At 67.7% G+C, this 18,165-nt stretch carries 16 protein-coding genes; 9 read left to right on the top strand and 7 right to left on the bottom strand.

Annotated features, from left to right (window positions below; all coding sequences use genetic code 11):
• Positions 1-8: 8 nt before the first annotated feature.
• Positions 9-1,763, bottom strand: a complete 1,755-nt coding sequence (locus BO1_RS50805; RefSeq protein WP_084687921.1) for an ATP-binding domain-containing protein — start codon at positions 1,761-1,763, stop codon at positions 9-11.
• Between the two features lie 114 nt (positions 1,764-1,877).
• Entirely contained in the window at positions 1,878-2,942 is a 1,065-nt protein-coding gene (locus BO1_RS12905; protein ID WP_028217920.1) for a PDDEXK nuclease domain-containing protein, read from the bottom strand.
• Positions 2,943-3,308: 366 nt separating this feature from the next.
• Between BO1_RS12905 and BO1_RS12900 the strand changes: the two genes are divergently transcribed.
• A complete protein-coding gene (locus tag BO1_RS12900; protein ID WP_028217919.1) occupies positions 3,309-3,935 on the top strand; it encodes a glutathione S-transferase family protein in 627 nt (208 codons plus the stop codon).
• Positions 3,936-4,004: 69 nt separating this feature from the next.
• Positions 4,005-4,631 carry a Fur family transcriptional regulator gene (locus BO1_RS50800; protein WP_043284685.1) on the top strand — a complete coding sequence of 209 codons (627 nt, stop codon included), beginning with the start codon at positions 4,005-4,007 and terminating at the stop codon, positions 4,629-4,631.
• Positions 4,632-4,673: 42 nt separating this feature from the next.
• Here the strand turns inward: BO1_RS50800 and BO1_RS12890 are convergent, their stop codons facing one another.
• The 3 genes from BO1_RS12890 to BO1_RS12880 form a co-directional block, all read right to left on the bottom strand.
• A complete protein-coding gene (locus tag BO1_RS12890; protein WP_084687934.1) occupies positions 4,674-5,084 on the bottom strand; it encodes a response regulator in 411 nt (136 codons plus the stop codon).
• Between the two features lie 238 nt (positions 5,085-5,322).
• The gene (locus BO1_RS12885; RefSeq protein WP_043284718.1) at positions 5,323-6,867 is read right to left on the bottom strand and encodes a cryptochrome/photolyase family protein; all 1,545 of its coding nucleotides are present in this window, start codon (positions 6,865-6,867) and stop codon (positions 5,323-5,325) included.
• A 53-nt stretch (positions 6,868-6,920) separates the two neighbouring features.
• Complete coding sequence (locus BO1_RS12880) at positions 6,921-7,682, bottom strand: TetR/AcrR family transcriptional regulator (RefSeq protein WP_028217916.1); 762 nt, start codon at positions 7,680-7,682, stop codon at positions 6,921-6,923.
• 131 nt (positions 7,683-7,813) lie between these two features.
• Between BO1_RS12880 and BO1_RS12875 the strand changes: the two genes are divergently transcribed.
• Positions 7,814-9,325, top strand: coding sequence for an MDR family MFS transporter (locus tag BO1_RS12875; protein ID WP_322788525.1), 1,512 nt, complete (start codon positions 7,814-7,816; stop codon positions 9,323-9,325).
• Positions 9,326-9,611: 286 nt separating this feature from the next.
• Positions 9,612-10,916, top strand: coding sequence for an MFS family transporter (locus tag BO1_RS12870; RefSeq protein ID WP_028217914.1), 1,305 nt, complete (start codon positions 9,612-9,614; stop codon positions 10,914-10,916).
• An 82-nt stretch (positions 10,917-10,998) separates the two neighbouring features.
• On the opposite strand, the gene BO1_RS12865 is transcribed toward BO1_RS12870, so the two are convergent.
• Positions 10,999-12,456 (bottom strand): aminotransferase-like domain-containing protein, encoded by a 1,458-nt coding sequence (locus tag BO1_RS12865; protein ID WP_028217913.1) that lies wholly within the window; start codon positions 12,454-12,456, stop codon positions 10,999-11,001.
• Positions 12,457-12,575: 119 nt separating this feature from the next.
• Between BO1_RS12865 and BO1_RS12860 the strand changes: the two genes are divergently transcribed.
• The 4 genes from BO1_RS12860 (at position 12,576) to kch (ending at position 16,518) form a co-directional block, all read left to right on the top strand.
• Positions 12,576-13,493 (top strand): DMT family transporter, encoded by a 918-nt coding sequence (locus tag BO1_RS12860; RefSeq protein ID WP_028217912.1) that lies wholly within the window; start codon positions 12,576-12,578, stop codon positions 13,491-13,493.
• A gap of 191 nt (positions 13,494-13,684) precedes the next feature.
• The gene (locus BO1_RS12855) at positions 13,685-14,251 is read left to right on the top strand and encodes a GNAT family N-acetyltransferase (RefSeq protein WP_028217911.1); all 567 of its coding nucleotides are present in this window, start codon (positions 13,685-13,687) and stop codon (positions 14,249-14,251) included.
• A 133-nt stretch (positions 14,252-14,384) separates the two neighbouring features.
• Entirely contained in the window at positions 14,385-15,296 is a 912-nt protein-coding gene (locus BO1_RS12850; RefSeq protein WP_028217910.1) for a mechanosensitive ion channel family protein, read from the top strand.
• A gap of 22 nt (positions 15,297-15,318) precedes the next feature.
• A complete protein-coding gene (gene kch / locus BO1_RS12845) occupies positions 15,319-16,518 on the top strand; it encodes a voltage-gated potassium channel protein (protein ID WP_028217909.1) in 1,200 nt (399 codons plus the stop codon).
• Positions 16,519-16,625: 107 nt separating this feature from the next.
• Here the strand turns inward: kch and BO1_RS12840 are convergent, their stop codons facing one another.
• Positions 16,626-17,183 (bottom strand): putative glycolipid-binding domain-containing protein, encoded by a 558-nt coding sequence (locus BO1_RS12840; RefSeq protein WP_028217908.1) that lies wholly within the window; start codon positions 17,181-17,183, stop codon positions 16,626-16,628.
• Between the two features lie 435 nt (positions 17,184-17,618).
• On the opposite strand from BO1_RS12840, the gene BO1_RS50795 reads away from it, so the two are divergent.
• Positions 17,619-18,165: urea transporter (locus BO1_RS50795; protein WP_167338337.1), on the top strand; the 547-nt coding region annotated here is incomplete at its 3' end.

Genomic DNA, 18,165 nt, shown 5'->3' with positions numbered 1-18,165 from the left:
TCCGCGTCTCACCGCTTCTCGCGCGCGGCTATAGAGGCCACTGCCCCTGACACAGCGTGCTCGCCGGCCGTCGCCGGATCGCGCCCCATCGCCCGCGCGGCGCGCGCCGACGCCACCACAATCAACTTCATGGTCGCGCGCGTCGTACCCACGAAGAGCTTGCGCGCCGTGCGCTCGTCGAGCGTCTCGAAGTCGACATCCGTGAGGATCACGCAAGGCGCTGACTGTCCCTTGAAGCGATAGATCGAATCGAGCAGCACGTCGCCATCGCGATACTGCGGATTGCCGAACAGGTCGTACTGCCCCGTGAAGCTGCGCAGCCGATGCGGTCCCAGATGGTCGAGCGCCGTGAAATGCGAATGCTCGCGTCCGCGGAACGACAACACCACGATGTCCTGCTTGCGAAAGCCGAGCGAGAGCGCCTGCGTGATCGCGCGCTTGGTCGCCGCGACCAAGGCGGGCTCCTGCTCGCCATCCCCCACCCTGCCTCCCGCGCCCGTTTCGGCGCGTTCGTCCCAGACGGCGAGCGTGACCTCGGAGCCGTCGAACGGACTGCCCGCCGCATGCTGCGCGAGCGCGGGCACGGCCTCGCCCGCCGCCTCGCGCAAGAACGCGAGGATGTCGCGCGGGCTGCGGTAATTGGTGGTCTCGCGCAGCACGGTCCAGCCGGGCAAGGCCACGGGCTCGCGCATGTAGAGGTTCTGGAGCGGGTCTTCGAGCCACCACCACGCCGCGCCCGGACGCAACAGGCGCGCAAGCGCATCGACCCACGCCGGCTGGAAGTCCTGCCCCTCGTCGACGATCACCACGTCGAACTGCCAGCGCGCGTCGATGGGCGCCTGTGCGAAGCGCCGCTCCAGATCGTCGAAGACGTTCGTGCCCTCGAAGTCGGGCACATGGCCGCCGTCGCGCGAGACCCAGTCGCATAGCTGATGGTAGTTGGCCACCTTTGCCTCGGGCGGCGCGACCTTCGCAATGTGGTCCGCGAGCGGCCGGTTGAAGCACACATAGAGCGTGCGTGCGCCGCGCGCGAGCGCATCATTCATCACCTGCAACGCGAGCTGCGTCTTGCCCGAGCCCGCCGTGCCAATTACGCGCAGGCGAAACGGCTCGAATTCGAGGCGGCGCGCCCACGTGGCGAGCCCACCCGCCAGCCGCGTGACAAGCGTGCCCGCCGCGCCCACCAGCGCGCTGGCGTCGGGGGTGAGCGAGAGCTCGTCGGCGAGAAAATGATGGATCTTCGCGGCGCATGGCAAGCGTGGCTCGTCGGCGGGCAGCGCCTCGCGCACGATGGCCGCGAGCTGCGACTTGCGCGTGGCGTCGACGATGCGCGAGGGCTGCACGCCCGCAATCGCCGGCTCGCGCACCGCATGGTCGGGACAGTAAAAGAGCGCCTCGAGACCGTAGTTGCCCACGCCGAACGCGGCCGTGAAGCGCAGGTGCAATGCTTCCACCGTGCGCGCGAGCCCGACCGCGACATTGCGCTCGGTCTGCAGATACGCCTTCACGAGGCCGTTTTTCGTCTCGCGCAGGAACCCCGTCTTCTGCTCGACGATCAGCGCGCGCCCGGACGGGCTCACGATCACGTAGTCGGCCTCGCCGAACACGGAGAATCCTTCCGTGAGGCGCGTCCAGTGCACGCCGTGATAGACGGTGTAGCCGGCGGGCAGGCCGCGCTCGAGGAGCACGAGCGTCTCGCGTTCGCGCGCGGCGGCGCCGGTCGCTTCCAGATGCTGCCAGTCGTCGGGGACAATGCGGGCCATGGACGGTCCTCGTCGCGGTTTGCCGGGTTCGGCCAGATTCAGCCAGGTCGTGCAGCGGACTATTCTACGTACCTGCGCTACGCATCTGCGCGCGCCCCCAGGATCGGAACAGAATTAGTCGCTGTCGCTCTTGCGCTGTTCGATCTGCAACCGCGCCCGCTGCGCTGCCCGATGCAACCGCTCGACCAGCACCGCGCGCGAGGGCAAGGTGGTCAGGTACTCGCCAACGTGAATACCGGACTTGTCCAGCTCGAGCAGCTCAATCTGCTCGGACTTCTTGCCCGTGCAGAGAATGATCCCCAGCGGCGAGGCTTCCTCCGGCTCCCGCTCGTACTTGTCCAGCCAGCGCAGATACAACTCCATCTGCCCCTTGTACGCTGCCTTGAATTCACCCACCTTCAACTCAACCGCTACCAGCCGTTGCAGCTTGCGGTTGTAGAACAGCAGATCAAGATGAAAATCCTCGTCGTCGATCTGGATACGCTTTTGCCGGGCGACGAAGCTAAAACCCGCCCCCAGCTCCAGCAAGAAGGATTCCATTTCGCGGATGATCGCGGCCTCAAGGTCGCCTTCCTGCCACGTGTCTTGCAGCCCCAGGAAGTCGAAAATGTATGGATCACGCATCACCAGCGCCGGCGACATGCGCTGCGCATCGCGCAGGGTCGCCAGCTCCTGCGCGATCAACGCATCCGGCTTCCTCGACAGCGCCGTGCGCTCGTACAGCATCGAGTCGATACGCTCGCGCAGCGTTCGCACACTCCAGCGCTCAGCGCAGGAGATTTGCACGTAATAGTCCCGCTGCAACGGGTCTTTCAGCGGGATCAGCGCAACAAAATGCGACCAGCTCAATTGTCGTGACAGCGTCACGACAATTGGCTCGGCCGGAAAAGTGACTGCAAACTGCACCATGCGGCGCAGGTTCTTGTCCGCGAAACTGCGCCCGTAGTCGCGCACAAGCTGCGCGGCCAGCGTCGGCAGGATTTCCTCGCCGTAGCCGGCCCGCTGCCCGGCCAGCACCTCCGTATGGATGCGCCGGCCAATGCGCCAGAACAACAGGGTCAACTCCGCATTGACCGCCAGGGCGGCACGCTGGCGCGACGCCTCGATCAGTGCCCGAATGTCGCCCAGCAGCGTTGCAGGCGCCGCCGGTGACACAATAGTTGCCTTCTTCCTGGCCATGCCGCCGTTCCTTCGATCTGTCAGTCTGTGGAACATAGCGCTTGAACATCGTCACGGATTTGAGCGCCGTCAGTGCCAGGCGGACGTTAGCCACCATGCCAGGGCAGAAGGCTCGTCTACTATCGGAAACGATCGGCTTATGATGGGTGGGCGCGGCCCCCGGTAATCGACGAGCCCGATATGCGCAGCCTGAACGAAGTCCAGCGATGTGCCAGGCTCGCGCAATCGCGGAACAAAAAAGCCGCGCGAATCGTGTATCGTTGCGGTCCCGGCCCCCATCTAACGGGGCCGTACCGCGCGCCGCCTGCGCCAGATATCGCGGCGCATCGCGCGCCAATATTTTTGCTGCAAAGGAGAGAGCACCAGATGATCAAAATCTGGGGACGCCCCAACTCGGTGAACGTCCAGAAAGTGCTGTGGTGTTGCGACGAGCTCGTGCTGCCGTTCGAACGTATCGACGCGGGCGGCCAGTTCGGCCACCTCGACGAACCGTCCTACCTCGCGATGAACCCGAACGGCAAGATCCCGACCCTCGTGGACGGCAACTTCGTGCTGTGGGAATCGAACGCGATCCTGCGCTATCTGGCCATGGAATACGGCCCCTCGAGCCTGCTCTACCCGGCCGACCCGAAGGTGCGCGCCTCGATCGAGCGCTGGCTCGACTGGTCGATCGGCACGCTCGCGCCCACCGAGCGGCCGCTCTTTTTCGCACTCGTGCGCACGCCGCCCGAGAAGCGCGACCCCGCGAAGATCGAAGCCGATGTGCAAAGCGTGGCCGCGCTATGGACGCTGCTCGACCACCATCTGCAAGGCCGCTTCTTCCTTGAAAACGAGCGCTTCTCGCTCGCCGACATCGTGCTGGGCTCATTCGCGCGGCGCTGGTTCGGGCTCGAAGGCATCGAGCGGCCCGCGTTGCCGAACCTCGAGCGCTGGTATCAGCGCCTCGCGCAGCGTCAGGGCTTTCGCAAGTACGTCGACCTGCCGCTGACCTGAGCGCGCCCGGGCGGCGGGCGGCGCCCAGGCGCGCCAGCGCAGGCGCGGCGTGCCCCGTATAATCGCAGCATGAAGACAGCAAAACCGTCCCCGGACACCGCGGCCCCGCACGGCCACGCGCATGATCACGATCACGCCCACGAAGCGCACGATCACCATCATGGCGAGGGCGGCGCGAATGGTGCAGATGGCGCGCACGGCGCGTCGCTCGAAAGCGCGCTCGCGATGGCCGAGGCCTACTGCCGCGAGCGCGGCGAAAAGCTCACGCCGATCCGCCGCAAGGTGCTCGAGCTGCTGCTCACCTCCGGTCGCGCAACCAAGGCCTACTCGCTGCTCGACGAAATGCGCCAGATCCATCCGGGATCGGCGCCCCCCACGGTCTATCGCGCACTTGACTTCCTGCTGTCGGCGGGACTCGTCCACCGCATCGAATCGATCAACGCGTTCACCGTCTGCCACGATCTCACGCAGTGCCAGCACGGCATCCTCGTCGTCTGCCAGCAATGCGGCAATGTCACCGAGCTGCACGAGCCGAAGCTGCGCCAGGCGCTGGTCGCGCAGATCGAAGCCGCGGGCTACCGGCTCTCCGGCGACGGCATCGAGCTCAAGGGCGTCTGCGCGCAATGCCAGGCGGCTCAGGCCGAAGCGGCCGGCGCAGATAGCGCGCAAGCCGTGAAGGCCACCGCACAGTCCTGAGCGGCACAGGATCTCGCCTGATACCGCTCCGCCCTTGACCGCTCAAGGCAGCTGGCGCGCGTCGATTGCGTCGCTCAGCAACGCCACCAGCGCCTCGGGCCTCGCCGGCTTGGTCATGAAGTGCTGAAAGCCTTCGCCGATGCTGCGCAGGCGCCAGCTTTCGTCGGTGTGGCCCGTGAGCGCCACCGCGACAGCCGGGGCGTGATCGCCGCGGATTTCATGGTCGCGCAGGCGCTGGATCAGGTAGAAACCGTCCATCGCGGGCAGGTCCAGATCGCAGACCACTGCGTCGGGCATGAGGCTCAGAGCCGCTTCGACGCCGGCTTCGGCGTCCTCCACCGCAACTACGTGGGCGCCCTCAGCCTCCAGCAAGGAAGTCAGGGAATCCCGGCTTTGCGGGTCGTCTTCGACCAGCACGATGGTCGTCTGGTCGAGCTTGTGTACTGCGTTCATTGTGTTTGCTTGAATGCCGTTCTGTCTGTTTGGCTTGCCGCGCGGCGCAATGGGCGCGCGGTTCGCAGCGGGCAACACACTACGGGCAACGCACCCGCTCGCCCAATTAGAGCAATCCCGATGCCGTGCGTTCAGCCCAGCGCCGCGCACGTTAGCCGCAATCAAAGTCACGCCGATGACAGGGGCATATGTCGGCGTGCCTATGCGAATCGGCTGAGTGCCCTTCCCGTTTGCCCCCTCATTCGCTCTCTTTTTGCCCGCGGCCGGCTGGCTTGCCTCGCGCCTTGCCGGTTTTCGCGAACGCCTCGAGCGCCCGCGCGCGTGCCATCTCGTGCTCGACCACCGGCAGCGGGTAGTCCACGCCGAGCCGCACGCCCGCCGCTTGCAGGTCTTCCTGGCTCGCCTTCCAGGGCTGATGGATCAGCCGGTCGGGCAATGCCGCGAGCTCTGGCACCCATTCCCTGATGTAAGCGCCGCGCGGATCGAACTTCTGGCCCTGCAAGACGGGGTTGAAGATCCGAAAGTACGGCGCCGCGTCCACGCCGGAGCCGGCGACCCATTGCCAGTTGGCCGGATTGCTGGCCGGGTCGGCGTCGACGAGGGTGTCCCAGAACCACTGCTCGCCGACGCGCCAGTCCAGCAGCAGATGCTTCGTCGCGAACGAGGCGGCCACCATGCGCACGCGGTTGTGCATCCAGCCGGTGCGCCACAGCTCGCGCATGCCGGCGTCGACGAACGGATAGCCCGTCAGGCCGCGCTGCCACGCGCGCAGGCCGCGGGCGTCGCGGCGCCACGGCATGGCGTCGAACGCCGGACGCAGATTGCGCTGTGCCAGATCGGGATAGTGGTAACGCTGGTAGTAGCAGAACTCCCGCCACCCCAGTTCGCTGGAGAATTTTTCCGCGCTCGTTTCGCGGCTCGCGGGCGAGCCCGCTGTCACGTCGTGTTGCGCCGCCTTCAGCGCCGCGTACACCTGACGCGGCGAGAGCGCACCCACGCGCAAATACGGCGAAAGGCGGCTGGTCGCCGCGAGCCCCGGTGCGTCGCGCTCGCCTGCGTAGGCCTCGAAATCGTCGGAGAAAAACGCGTGCAGACGTTCGAGTGCGGCTTCCTCGCCCGCCGGCCAGGCCTCGCGCAGGCCGCCGGCCCAATCGGGCTTGCGCGGCGCGAGGCCGAGATCGTCGAGCTTCAATGCGAATTGGGTAAGACGTGCCGGTAGCGATTGAAAATTCCACCGTTGCGGCGCGGGCAGCGGCGGCGGCGGATCGCCGGCGCGCCGGCATGCGCGCCACCAGGCCGTGAACACCTGGAACGGCTCGCCGGACTGGTTGAGCACCGTCCACGGCTCGTACAGCAGCGTACCGTTGAAGCTCTCGGCCTCAAGGCCGCGCGCGCGCAGTCGCGCCTTCAATCTGGCGTCGGCGTCGCGCTCGTTGCCGCCGTAACGGCGGTTCCAGAACACGCCGGCGGCGCCGCTCGCCGTGACACAGGCTTCGAGCATCTCGCTCTCGGGGCCTTGCATCAGCAGGAGCCGGCCGCCGCGCTCGCGCAGCGCCGCGTCGAGCGCGCGCAGCGTCTCGTGCAGCCACCAGCGCGCCGCGCCCCCGGGCGGGCGCTCGCCCGCCGCGTGAGGATCGTGAACATAGAGGCAGATCAGCGGCCGCCCCGTGGCGGCCGCATGGGCGAGCGCCGGCTGATCGGCCAGACGCAGATCGTCGCGGAACCAAACCACGACAGGAGCATGAACGGGCTGTGCGGAAGTCAGAGTGGACCTCGATCGGATGAATACCGCCGCGCCGCGATGCGCGGCACCTTGCGCGAACGCCAATCGTGCTGCTATGCAGGCCGTATGCCCTGGGTCATCAGCGCCACGGCGTGGCGTGCGATCTCCTCGGCGCCGACGCGGCGCGGCACGAGGTCGTTGCGCCACACGTGCGCCGTGGCGAGCGGCAGCAGTGTGAGCCCGAGCAGCGACTGGAACAACAGCGACGGCTCCAGCGCCGCGTTGAGCTTGCCTTCGCGCTGCCAGCGCGCGATGGCCTCGTGCGCCGCGCGCTGCTGCTCGTGCCCGAAGCGCTCGTGCATGCGCTGACGCAGCAAGCCGCCCTCGCTGATCACCTCGCGTATCCACAGCGGCGCGAACCACGGATGCGTCTGCCCCACTTCCACGAAGCGCAGCGTGAGCGCTGTGAGCGCGGCCACGGGATCGTCGGGATGGGCCTCGAAGACGCCGCCTGTGGCCGAGCGCAAGGGCAGGAAGCGCTCGTCAATGAGTACGTCGATCAGCTGGTCGCGCGTCTTGAAGTAGTAGTGCACCATCGCGGGCGTGACGCCAGCCTCGCGCGCGATCGCGGAAAGCGTGGTGTCGACGATGCCCTGACGCGCGAACAGCGCGAGCGCAGCTTCAATCAGACGCTCGCGCTGCTCGGCACCACCCACGCCGCCGCTCGGCCGGCCGGGCCGGCGCGGCGCGGGCTTGCCGGCGGCGGAGTTTGCCTCCACTGCGGGCACTTCCGGCGATTTGACCGGCTTCGTGGCGGATTTCGTGGCAGATCGGACGGTGCGCGGGGCTGCCACGCGCGCTTTGGGCTCTTTCATCGGGTTACGTTTTCGGCCTTTGACGGCCGTTGAGAATTATCCTAATATTAATCTTCAAGTTAATTAATTTCAAGATCGAAGGCGATCTCGAAACGATCGAGAAAAGCGGGAGAATCCCGATGCAATCCCCCATGCAAGACACGACCCAGGCCGCACAACGCCCCACGCATGCAACCGGGCATCCCCCGATCCGGTTGCTGTTTCCGGCGTTGCTGCTCGTCATGCTGCTCGCCGCGCTTGACCAGACCATCGTCTCGACAGCGCTGCCCACCATCGTCGGCGAACTGGGCGGGCTCGACCGGCTCTCGTGGGTCGTCACCGCGTACCTGCTCACCTCCACCATCGTGGTGCCGCTGTACGGCAAGTTCGGCGACCTGTTCGGCCGCAAGATCGTGCTGCAGGCCGCCATCGCCATCTTCCTGCTCGGCTCCGCGCTATGCGGCGTGGCGCAGAACATGGAGCAGCTGATCGTCCTGCGCGCGTTGCAGGGCATCGGGGGCGGCGGCCTCATGGTGGTAACGATGGCCGCCATCGGCGACGTCATTCCGCCCGCGCAGCGCGGCAAGTACCAGGGCATGTTCGGCGGCGTGTTCGGCCTCGCGACCGTGATCGGACCGCTCATCGGCGGCTTTCTCGTCGAGCATCTCTCGTGGCGCTGGATCTTCTATATCAACCTGCCGCTGGGCGCCGTGGCGCTCGCCGTGATCGGCGCCGTGTTCAAGCCGCGCGTCGCGCACGTGAAGCACGTGATCGACTATATGGGCGCAGGCTGGCTCGCCGCCGCACTCACCTGCCTGATCCTCTTCACGAGCGAAGGCGGCTCGCTGCTGCCGTGGAGCTCGCCGCAGCTATGGCTCACGCTCGTGCTCGGCATGGTGGCCGTCGCGGGCTTCATCCACGAGGAAAAGCACGCCGTCGAGCCCATCATGCCGCTCGAGCTGTTTCGCGAGCGCACCTTCGTGCTCTCGAGCCTGATCGGCTTCATCGTGGGCGTCTCGCTGTTCGGCTCGGTCACCTTCCTGCCGCTCTATCTGCAGGTCGTGAAGGGCTCGACGCCTTCCGAGGCCGGCATGCAGATGCTGCCCATGATGGGCGGCGTGCTGATCATGTCGATCATCTCGGGCAGGCTCATCAGCAAGATCGGCAAGTACCGGATGTTCCCGATCGTCGGCACCGCGCTCGTGGCCGCCGCGATGACGCTGCTCGCGCAACTGCGCATCGAAACGCCGATCACCCGGATGTATTTGTATATGGGCCTGCTCGGCTGCGGTCTCGGCATGGTGATGCAGGTGCTGATTCTCGCGGTGCAGAACACCGTGGCGTTCAAGCATATGGGCGTGGCCACCTCGGGCGCGACGCTGTTTCGCTCGATTGGCGGCTCGGTGGGCGTGGCCGCATTCGGCGCAGTGTTCTCGCACGGGCTGAATGCACGCCTCGAAACCATGCTGAGCAGCGGGGTCGAGTTGCCCCAGCCGCTCACACCCGATGCGATCCATCATCTGCCGCCTGCGGTGCACACCCAGTATCTCGATGCGTTCGCCGGTGCGCTGCACACGGTCTATTTCTCGGCGGCGTGCGTGGTCGTGTTTGCGTTCGCATTGGCGTGGCTACTGCGCGACGTACCGCTGCGCAAGCACCCTTGAATTCCGCGGCGGCGCGCTGACACCCCGGCCGCCCCGCCCCCCTTTCCCGCGCGCCGCGCGTAGGCCGCATGTCCTGCCCCTGCCGGCGCCACTGCGCCCGGGCGCGCCCCCGTGTTCAGCGTGCGCGCGCCAACCTTACGTTTTCTGGCAAAAATATTACGATTAGCTAAAATCCTGTGGCCGCGCGCCTGACAGGGCGGTCCGCGCAATCGCACGCGACGCTCACACAGCCGTCGTGCCCCAATAAGCGCATCACCCAGCGCACTACACAGGAAAAGACCCACCCATGGACGTCAAGACCGAGCCAGCCGTGCCCACCGCGCACGACACCCGCAGACGCGTGCTCGCCATCGTCGGCGCCTCGTCGGGCAATCTCGTCGAGTGGTTCGACTTCTATATCTACTCGTTCTGCGCGCTGTATTTCGCGCCCGCTTTCTTCCCGAGCGGCAACACCACGACCCAGTTGCTGAACACCGCCGGCGTGTTCGCGGCGGGCTTCCTGATGCGCCCGATCGGCGGCTGGCTGTTCGGCCGCATCGCCGACCGCCACGGCCGCCGCGCCGCGATGATGATCTCCGTGCTGATGATGTGCGGCGGCTCGCTCGTGATCGCGGCCCTGCCGACCTATGCGCAGATCGGCGCGTTCGCACCGCTGCTGCTGTTGATTGCGCGCCTGTTCCAGGGGCTCTCGGTGGGCGGCGAGTACGGCACGAGCGCCACCTACATGAGCGAGGTCGCGCTCAAGGGCCGGCGCGGCTTCTTCGCCTCGTTCCAGTATGTGACGCTGATCGGCGGCCAGCTCTGCGCGCTGCTCGTGCTCGTGATCCTGCAGCAGACGCTCTCGACCGAGGAGCTCAAGGCGTGGGGCTGGCGCATTCCGTTCGTGGTGGGCGCGGCCGCCGCGCTGATCTCGCTGTATCTGCGCAAGTCGCTCGACGAGACCTCCACGAGCGAATCGCGCCACAAGAAGGACGCCGGCACGATACGCGGGGTGTGGCAGCACAAGGGCGCGTTCCTGACGGTGGTGGGCTTCACCGCGGGCGGCTCGCTGATCTTCTACACGTTCACGACCTATATGCAGAAGTACCTCGTGAACACGGCCGGCATGCATGCGAAAACCGCCAGCAACGTGATGACCGGCGCGCTGTTCGTCTACATGCTGCTGCAGCCGGTGTTCGGCGCGCTCTCCGACAAGATCGGCCGGCGCATGTCGATGATCCTGTTCGGCTCGTTCTCGGTGCTCGGCACGGTGCCGCTCATGCATGCGCTCAAGGACGTGTCGAGCCCGATGGCCGCGTTCGGGCTCATCGTGGTCGCGCTCGCGATCGTGAGCTTCTACACGTCGATCAGCGGCCTCATCAAGGCGGAGATGTTCCCTCCCGAAGTGCGCGCGATGGGCGTGGGCCTCTCGTATGCGGTTGCCAACGCCATCTTCGGCGGCTCGGCCGAGTACGTGGCGCTGTGGTTCAAGTCGATCGGCAGCGAGTCGACGTTCTACTGGTACGTCACCGCGCTGTGCGCGGTCTCGCTGATCGTGTCGTGGCGCATGCGCGATCCGAGCAAGGAAGGGTATCTGCGCCACGAGCCCTGACCGGGCAAGCACGCGGATAAGGGCGCGGCGCGACGCACAAAAGCGCCGCGCTGCCGCCATGCCCTCGCAGGCTCAAGCGGGCTCAAGCAGGCTCGGCCTTCGCCTCCGAGGCCCGCTCCATCGCGCGCTGCAGCGTTTCGTAGACCTTCGGCCGATTGCACTGCGAAACGTTGAAGCGCAGGAAGCTTCCCGCACTGCGCGAGACGCTGAAGACGTTGCCCGGCGCGAGCACCACGCCGTGCGCCAGCGCTTCGCGCGCGACCAGCGCCGCATCGAGCCCATCGGGCAATTGCGCCCACAGCAGCATGCCGGCCTGCGGGCGCGTCCACGCCGTGACGCCCGCCGCCGCGAGGCGCCGCAACGTGTCGCCCATTGCGTCGGCGAGCTTCGCGCGCAGGCCATCCAGATAGCGCCGATACGTGCCGTCCACCAGCAGCCGCTGCACGAGATCCGCGGCCAGCTCCCCATTGCCGAACGACACCGAGAGCTTCAGGTCGACGAGCGGCTCGATCCAGTCCGCGCGCGCCGCGATATAGCCGCAGCGCGCCGCCGCCGTCATCGTCTTCGAAAAGCTGCCGATGGCCACGACGCGCGCAAGCCCGTCGAAGGCAGCAAGGCGCGGCGCCGGATCGGTTTCGAAGTCGGCGAAGATGTCGTCCTCGACGATCAACAGCTTGTATTCCTCGGCGAGCTTGAGCAGCCGATGCGCAACGGTGGGCGCGAGCGCCGCGCCGGTGGGGTTGTGGATCGCCGAGTTGGTCACGTACAGGCGCGGACGGTGCTCGGCGAGCACGCGCTCGAACGCCGCGAGATCGGGGCCCGCGGGCGTATAGGGCACGCTCACGACCTTCACGCGGTGCACGCGCAAAAGCGCCTGAAAGTTGAAGTAGCACGGGTCGTCGACCACCACGGTGTCGCCGGGCTCGAGCAGGAAGCGGCACAGGAGGTCGAGCGCCTGGCTGCCGCCATCGGTGAGCACGATCTGCTCCGGCGCGGCTTCCACGCCGTGCTGCGCCAGCCGCCACGCCAGTTGTTGGCGCAGCGCCGGCAGCCCGAGCGGCGAGGCATAGTCGGTGAGCTGGGCGCGCGGGTCGCGGGCGATGGCGCGCAACGCGCGCCGCACGGCATCCTGTGGCAGCCACGAAGCGGGCAGCCAGCCGCAGCCGGGCCGCAGCGCGCGCGCATCGGTTTCGAGCGACTGGCGCGTGAGCCACAAGGGATCGATCTCGCGATCGAGGCGCGGACCCGGCAGACCGCGCGCCGCGAATGCCCCATAAGCTCCCTGCGCGCCCGGCAGCGCGTGCCCCGCCACGAAAAAGCCCGAGCCGCGCCGCGCGATGAGCGCGCCTTCCGCGACGAGCCGTTCGTACGCCTCCACCACCGTGGATTTCGAGACGCCGAGCTGCTCGCTCATCGTGCGGATGGACGGTACGCGCGCGCCCGCCGCCAGCGCGCGCGAGGCGATGCGCTCGCGCAGCGCCTGCATCACCTGCTCGACGCGGGTGAGCGCCAGGTTTGCTGTCTGCCGGGTGTCTTCCATCTGTACTGCTCCGTGTTCAATACAGTTTGCCCATATTGTACTGATCCTTGGCTTACCGGTTTGCCGCCGAACGCGCATCATGGCCCGACCGGCACAGGCTCTTCACGACTACACCATCCATGCGCAAACCCCTCGATTCCACCACCGACGGCTGGCTCTGCGGCCTCGCAGGCGTCCTCATCTTCAGCGGCTCGCTGCCCGCCACGCGTTTGGCCGTGCTCGGACTCGACCCGCTCTTTCTCACCGGTGCGCGCGCCACGATCGCGGGCGCGCTCGGCGCGCTGCTGCTGCTCGTCTTGCGCGCGCCGCGGCCCGAACGGCGCGAGGTCTGGCCGCTCGTGATCGTGGCGCTCGGCGTGGTGGTGGGCTTTCCGCTCCTCACCGCGCTCGCGCTGCGCCATGTGAGTTCGGCACATGCAATCGTCTTCGTCGGCCTGTTGCCGCTCGCCACGGCGATCTTCGGCGTGCTGCGCGCCGGCGAGCGTCCACAGCCGGCGTTCTGGGTCTTTTCGGCCATCGGCAGCGGCGCCGTGGTCGCGTTCGCGCTGCGTCACGGCGTGGATGCGTCGCCCGGGGGCGACGCGCTGATGCTGGCCGCCATCGTCGCCTGTGGACTCGGGTATGCCGAAGGCGCGCGGCTCTCGCGGCACCTGGGCGGCTGGCAGGTGATCTGCTGGGCGCTCGTGATCTCGCTGCCGGTGATGGTGCCGCTCGCCTGGTGGTGCTTGCCCGCCTCGTTCGCGGCGGTCAGCGCGGCCTCGTGGTGGGGGCTCGCCTATGTGTCGCTCTTTAGCATGCTGATCGGCTTCGTGTTCTGGTATCGCGGCCTCGCGCTCGGCGGCATTGCGGGCGTAGGCCAGCTGCAGTTGCTGCAACCGTTCTTCGGCTTCGTGCTCGCCGCGCTGCTGCTGCACGAGGCCGTGCCGCCCGCGATGATCGCCGTGACTGTCGTGGTGATCGGCTGCGTGGCCGGGGCGCGCCGCTTCGGCCGCGGTGCTCCGGCATCGAACCGCGCGCCGCAGGCGCAACGCGGATGACGTTGTAGAAGCGCCGTCGAAATGTTGCCGCAGCGCAACCGGAACGTTCTCGAAGGACCGCACCATTTTTGGCGCGCTTCTTTTCATCGCCCGTCCAAGGCATAGTGAAAAGCATTGCCGCGCTGCCCATGCCTGATGCCGATATCGCCCGCGCGGCGCCCACGAAAGCGCTCCAACCCCGCACCAAGCTCATGAATGCACCTCGCATCGCCGCGCCGCTCCTGCGCGACGCCACGCCCGCCGACTTCCCCGCCATCGCGGCAATCTACGCCCATCACGTGCTGTATGGCGCGGCCTCGTTCGAAGAGACGCCACCCGCGCAGGACGAGTTGCTGCGCCGCCACGCCGCCGTGTGCGAGCATGGCTTGCCGTGGCTCGTTGCCGAGATCGACGGCCGGGTGGCCGGCTATTGCTACGCCACGCCCTACCGGCCTCGCGCGGCCTACCGCTACACCATCGAAGACTCGATCTACATCGACGAGGCGTTTCGCGGACGCGGCCTCGGCCGCACGCTCCTCGAAGCGCTGATTGCGCGTTGCGAGGCCGGCCCGTGGCGCCAGATGATTGCCGTGGTCGCCGACCCGAAGGGCGGCTCGCTCGCGCTGCACGAGAGTCTCGGCTTCGAACTCGTGGGCACGCTGCGCTCGGTGGGCTTCAAGCACGACGCCTGGCGCGACACGACCCTCATGCAGCGCGCGCTGGGCGAAGGCCAGCGCACCTTGCCGGAGGCAACGGCGCACAAGAGCGCGCGCCACTGAGCGGGAAACTGAGCGCAATATCGAGTGAGAAGTGCGCACCGTGCGGCTCGATGCTGCACGCGCGCCCTTACAATACGTCCTCCAGGCAGGCCGGCCGCGCGCCGGTCCGGCAGACTTCGAGGACTTCGCGCTTATGGAATCCCTGTTCAATCAAGTTCACCCGTCCAACTGGAACTTCCTGTGGGACGCCCTCACCGGCTTCGCGCTGCGCCTTTGTGCAGCCGCGGCGATACTCTGGATCGGCTGGTGGATCGCGCGGCGCGTCGGCAACTGGTTCGCGCGCCAGGACAGTATCGACGCCACGCTGCGCCCCATCGTGCGCGACTCGTCGCTGTGGGGCGTGCGCCTCGTCGCGATCGTCGGCGCGCTCTCGCAAGTGGGCGTGCAGACCGCGAGCATCGTGGCCGTGCTCGGCGCCGCGGGCCTCGCCATCGGCCTCGCGCTGCAAGGCACGCTGCAGAACATCGCCGCGGGCATCATGTTGCTGCTGTTGCGGCCCTTCAAGGTGGGCGACTACATCGATGGCGGCAGTGGCGTCAGCGTCGCGGGCACCGTCGAGGAAGTGAATCTCTTCACGACGCGCCTCACCAAGCCCGATGGCATCTGCGAATACGTGCCCAACAGCGCGCTGTGGAGCAATTCGATCCGCAATTACAGCCGCAATCCCACGCGGCGCCTCGACCTCGAAGTGGAGGTCTCGGTGCGCGACGACGTGAACCGTGCCATCGACGTGCTGCGCACGCTCGCCGCCGCCGAACCGAACGTGCTGCCAACGCCCGCGCCGCAGGTGATGGTCAGCCGCTTCGACGACAGCACCGCGGTCCTGAACATCCGCGTCTGGTCCAACATCGACACGTTCTGGGACATGCGCTGGAATCTCTCGCGCAAGGTGCGCCAGGCGCTGACCGACGCGCAATGTGCGCTGCCGCTGCGCGCGCGCGAGCTGCATATCGTGCAGACGCAGGCTGAGCCAGCCGCTCGCGCCACGCAAGCCGCACAAGCGGCGCTGCCGGCGGCGGGCCCGACGGCCCAGCACGGCGCGTAACGCCCTGCCAGCCGTTGGCCGTATGAAAGCCTTCGCGCGCCGCCTGCGCACGCTCGCCACCCAGCTCGTGCCGCATGGGTATCTCGCGCTGCTGCTCGTCGTCGACGGGCTGATGCTCCTGCGACCCGTGGCCGAAAACGTGCTGCGCCATTCGCGCGGCTCGTGGTTCGAGGACTGGATCTCGCTCATCAACGCGTTCGGCGTGCTCGCGCTGCCGCAGGCCGTGATCGCGGCGGGCCTCACGACGATGGCGATCGGCATTGCGCTGCGCGCCCGCGTGGCGTGGGGGATCTCGCTCCTGCTGCTCGCCGCGGCCGCCGGCATCAGCCTGTGGGGCGACTACCGCAGCAGTGTCGTGTTCGCCTTCACGCTCGCGCTGGCCTTCGCGCTCGTCTATTACTGGCGGCGCTTCGACCGCTCGAGCTTCGCCGCCAGCACGCTGTTCGCATTCCTGAGCATCAGCTCGCTGCTCATTTATGCGGTGTTCGGCGCGCTCTATCTCGGCGACGGCTTCGAGCCGCCCATCCGCACGCTCGTCACGGCGTTCTACTTCTCGATCGTGTCGATGTCGACGGTGGGCTACGGCGATATCGTGCCGCGCTCGGACACCGCACGGCTCTTCACGACCTCGATCGTCGTGCTCGGCATCACCGTGTTCGCCACGTCGGTCAGCGCCGTGCTCGGGCCGGTGATCGGCGGCAAGCTCAAACGCATCGTGAAGGGAGGCATCTCCAACGTGACCCGCAAGAACCATTATTTGATCGTCGGGGCCTCGCCGCTCGCGCACAGCGTGTACGCGGGCCTCAAGAAGCGCGGCTACGCCGTCACGGTGATCGTCGCGCCGGGCACGCCGCACACCTATCCGCCCGAGGCCGATCTCGTGGAAGGCGACGCGAGCGACACGGCCACGCTGCATCACGCGGGCGCGGAGACGGCACTCGCCGTGCTCGCGTTGCGCATGGACGATGCCGAGAATGCCTTCGTGATCCTCGCGATCAAGGAGCTCGCGCCGAAGGTGCGCACCGTGGCGCTCGTGAACGACAGCCGCAACCTGCAGCGCCTGCGCCTGTTGCAGCCCGACATGGTGTTCTCGCCGCAACTGCTCGCGGGCGAGCTGCTCGCGCGCACGCTCAATAACGAGACCATCGACAACGATCTCATCGAGCATCTGCTGTTCGGCAAGACGGATGCCGGTCGGGCCGCGCAAGGCGGGACCGCTTGAGGTCAGGCCGCGTAAGGCGGAGACGACTGGGGTCGAGCCTCTTGAGGCCAGGCCGCTTGCGGCGCCTGCCTGATGCCGCTGCACCGGTTGCGCGCGCCCCCGCCGTGTCAGCGCGTGGGAGGCGGCAGGCGGCGAAACAGCGTGGGATAGTCGATCACGAGGCCGTCCTCGTCGATGCGCAGGTCCGCGATGAAATCGCGGAAGATGCCTTCGTAGCGGTACTCGCGATCCGGCTCGAGGCAGACGTAGGCCTGCTCGACGCGCTTGGGCACGAGCCCGGGCGCCGCGATATAGGCGACCTCGATCTCCCGGCGCTCGCCGCGCGCGAGGTTCAGACGCCGGATCGGCAACGTGTTCGTGAAGGGCGTGGCCGCGATGTCGATATCGATGCAGCCTTCGATCGCCTCTAGCGTGTGGCCCTCGCCGTCGCGCCAGTGGCCGTGGCCGTCGCCATGCATCGCGAAAGCCTTGCCGCCCATCACGCGGAACGCCGCGTAAGTCGCGCGCCAGAGCGCGTCGCAATGCACCGTGTAGCAGAGCCCATACGCCTTGCCGTAGCGCTGCCCGACCACCACGCTTTCCACGCGGATCGCGCCGCCGCTCGCATCGAAGGCCAGATGCTCGATGCCAACGCCCTCCTCCGAAGCCCAACGTACCTCACGCATGATTCGTCTCCTGTCGTTTGCTTCGCGGTCGACCCGAGTCAGCGCTTACTCCGGTCCCATGCAGAGCGCTTACTTGGGTTCTTTGCTTCGCGGTCTCATGCCGGGCGGCTGCCAGGCCGCTACGGCCATCGTAGCGCAGACGGCGTCCCAGCCACGCGATGCCCGTTAGGCAGGCGCGTCACCAGAACCGCGAGTTCGGCACAGCGGCGCCCAATCGCTTGCAAATAGCGACTATCAACGCCCGCGCATGCGCAAGACGCCCCGCTTCGCCTATCCTCGCGAAGCGGGTCGACCGGGCGCGGTTTCCGGCCCGCTGCCTTGGGTCCGCCTCGTCTCTGGTCCGCAGTTTCGTCCGTGTTTTGAGTCCGCTGCGGCCCTCGCTTGCCCGAATCCGCATTTCATAGTCCGCGCCTTCTTCGCTCCCATTCGCCCAACATGTCCACCCCAGCGACCGCCCAAGCCGATCCGGACGCCGCTTTCGCCAGCCCACGCACCGACGCTTCTGCCACGGACGCCCCGTCCGGCCTCGCCGGGCCGTTGCGCACGCTCCTGCGCAGCCTCGGTCAGATCGTCCTGCAGCGGCACGCCGGCACCGGCGTCTGCGTACTCGCGGCGCTTGCCCTGTGCGATCTGCGGCTCGCGTGCGCGGCGCTGATCGGCGCGACGACGGCCAACGTCTGCGCGCGGCTGGCCGGCCAGCCGCGCACGGAGATCCGCGACGGCCTCGCGGGCTTCAACGGTGCGCTCGCGGGACTGGCGGCGTTCACCTTCGCGGGCGACGCCGGCACGGCCGTCGCACTCGCGCTGCTGGCGTCGGCGGCCAGTGCGTGGATAGGCGCGCCGCTCGCGCGCTGGCTGCGCCACGCGGGCCTCTCCGTCTATTCGGCGCCCTGCCTCATCGCGACCTGGACGTGGCTCGCGCTCGGCGCCGGCGGCACGCATGCCGCCGCGGCCGGCGCGCTTGCGCCGGCGCGGCTCGCGC

This window comes from Paraburkholderia oxyphila NBRC 105797 (assembly GCF_000685075.1).
GTDB lineage: Bacteria > Pseudomonadota > Gammaproteobacteria > Burkholderiales > Burkholderiaceae > Paraburkholderia > Paraburkholderia oxyphila.
Note: the sequence above shows the minus strand (reverse complement) of the source record. Positions and strands in the feature narration are given on the sequence as shown.

Bases quoted from the DNA above. Each gene is read 5' to 3' on its own strand.
- BO1_RS12890 (WP_084687934.1), bottom strand. From the start codon at position 5,084: ATGAACGCAGTACACAAGCTCGACCAGACGACCATCGTGCTGGTCGAA.
- BO1_RS12840 (WP_028217908.1), bottom strand. From the start codon at position 17,183: ATGCGTGAGGTACGTTGGGCTTCGGAGGAGGGCGTTGGCATCGAGCAT.
- BO1_RS12865 (WP_028217913.1), bottom strand. From the start codon at position 12,456: ATGGAAGACACCCGGCAGACAGCAAACCTGGCGCTCACCCGCGTCGAG.
- BO1_RS50805 (WP_084687921.1), bottom strand. From the start codon at position 1,763: ATGGCCCGCATTGTCCCCGACGACTGGCAGCATCTGGAAGCGACCGGC.
- BO1_RS50800 (WP_043284685.1), top strand. From the start codon at position 4,005: ATGAAGACAGCAAAACCGTCCCCGGACACCGCGGCCCCGCACGGCCAC.
- BO1_RS12880 (WP_028217916.1), bottom strand. From the start codon at position 7,682: ATGAAAGAGCCCAAAGCGCGCGTGGCAGCCCCGCGCACCGTCCGATCT.
- BO1_RS12855 (WP_028217911.1), top strand. From the start codon at position 13,685: ATGAATGCACCTCGCATCGCCGCGCCGCTCCTGCGCGACGCCACGCCC.
- BO1_RS12900 (WP_028217919.1), top strand. From the start codon at position 3,309: ATGATCAAAATCTGGGGACGCCCCAACTCGGTGAACGTCCAGAAAGTG.
- BO1_RS12870 (WP_028217914.1), top strand. From the start codon at position 9,612: ATGGACGTCAAGACCGAGCCAGCCGTGCCCACCGCGCACGACACCCGC.
- BO1_RS12875 (WP_322788525.1), top strand. From the start codon at position 7,814: ATGCAAGACACGACCCAGGCCGCACAACGCCCCACGCATGCAACCGGG.
- BO1_RS12860 (WP_028217912.1), top strand. From the start codon at position 12,576: ATGCGCAAACCCCTCGATTCCACCACCGACGGCTGGCTCTGCGGCCTC.
- BO1_RS12850 (WP_028217910.1), top strand. From the start codon at position 14,385: ATGGAATCCCTGTTCAATCAAGTTCACCCGTCCAACTGGAACTTCCTG.
- kch (WP_028217909.1), top strand. From the start codon at position 15,319: ATGAAAGCCTTCGCGCGCCGCCTGCGCACGCTCGCCACCCAGCTCGTG.
- BO1_RS12905 (WP_028217920.1), bottom strand. From the start codon at position 2,942: ATGGCCAGGAAGAAGGCAACTATTGTGTCACCGGCGGCGCCTGCAACG.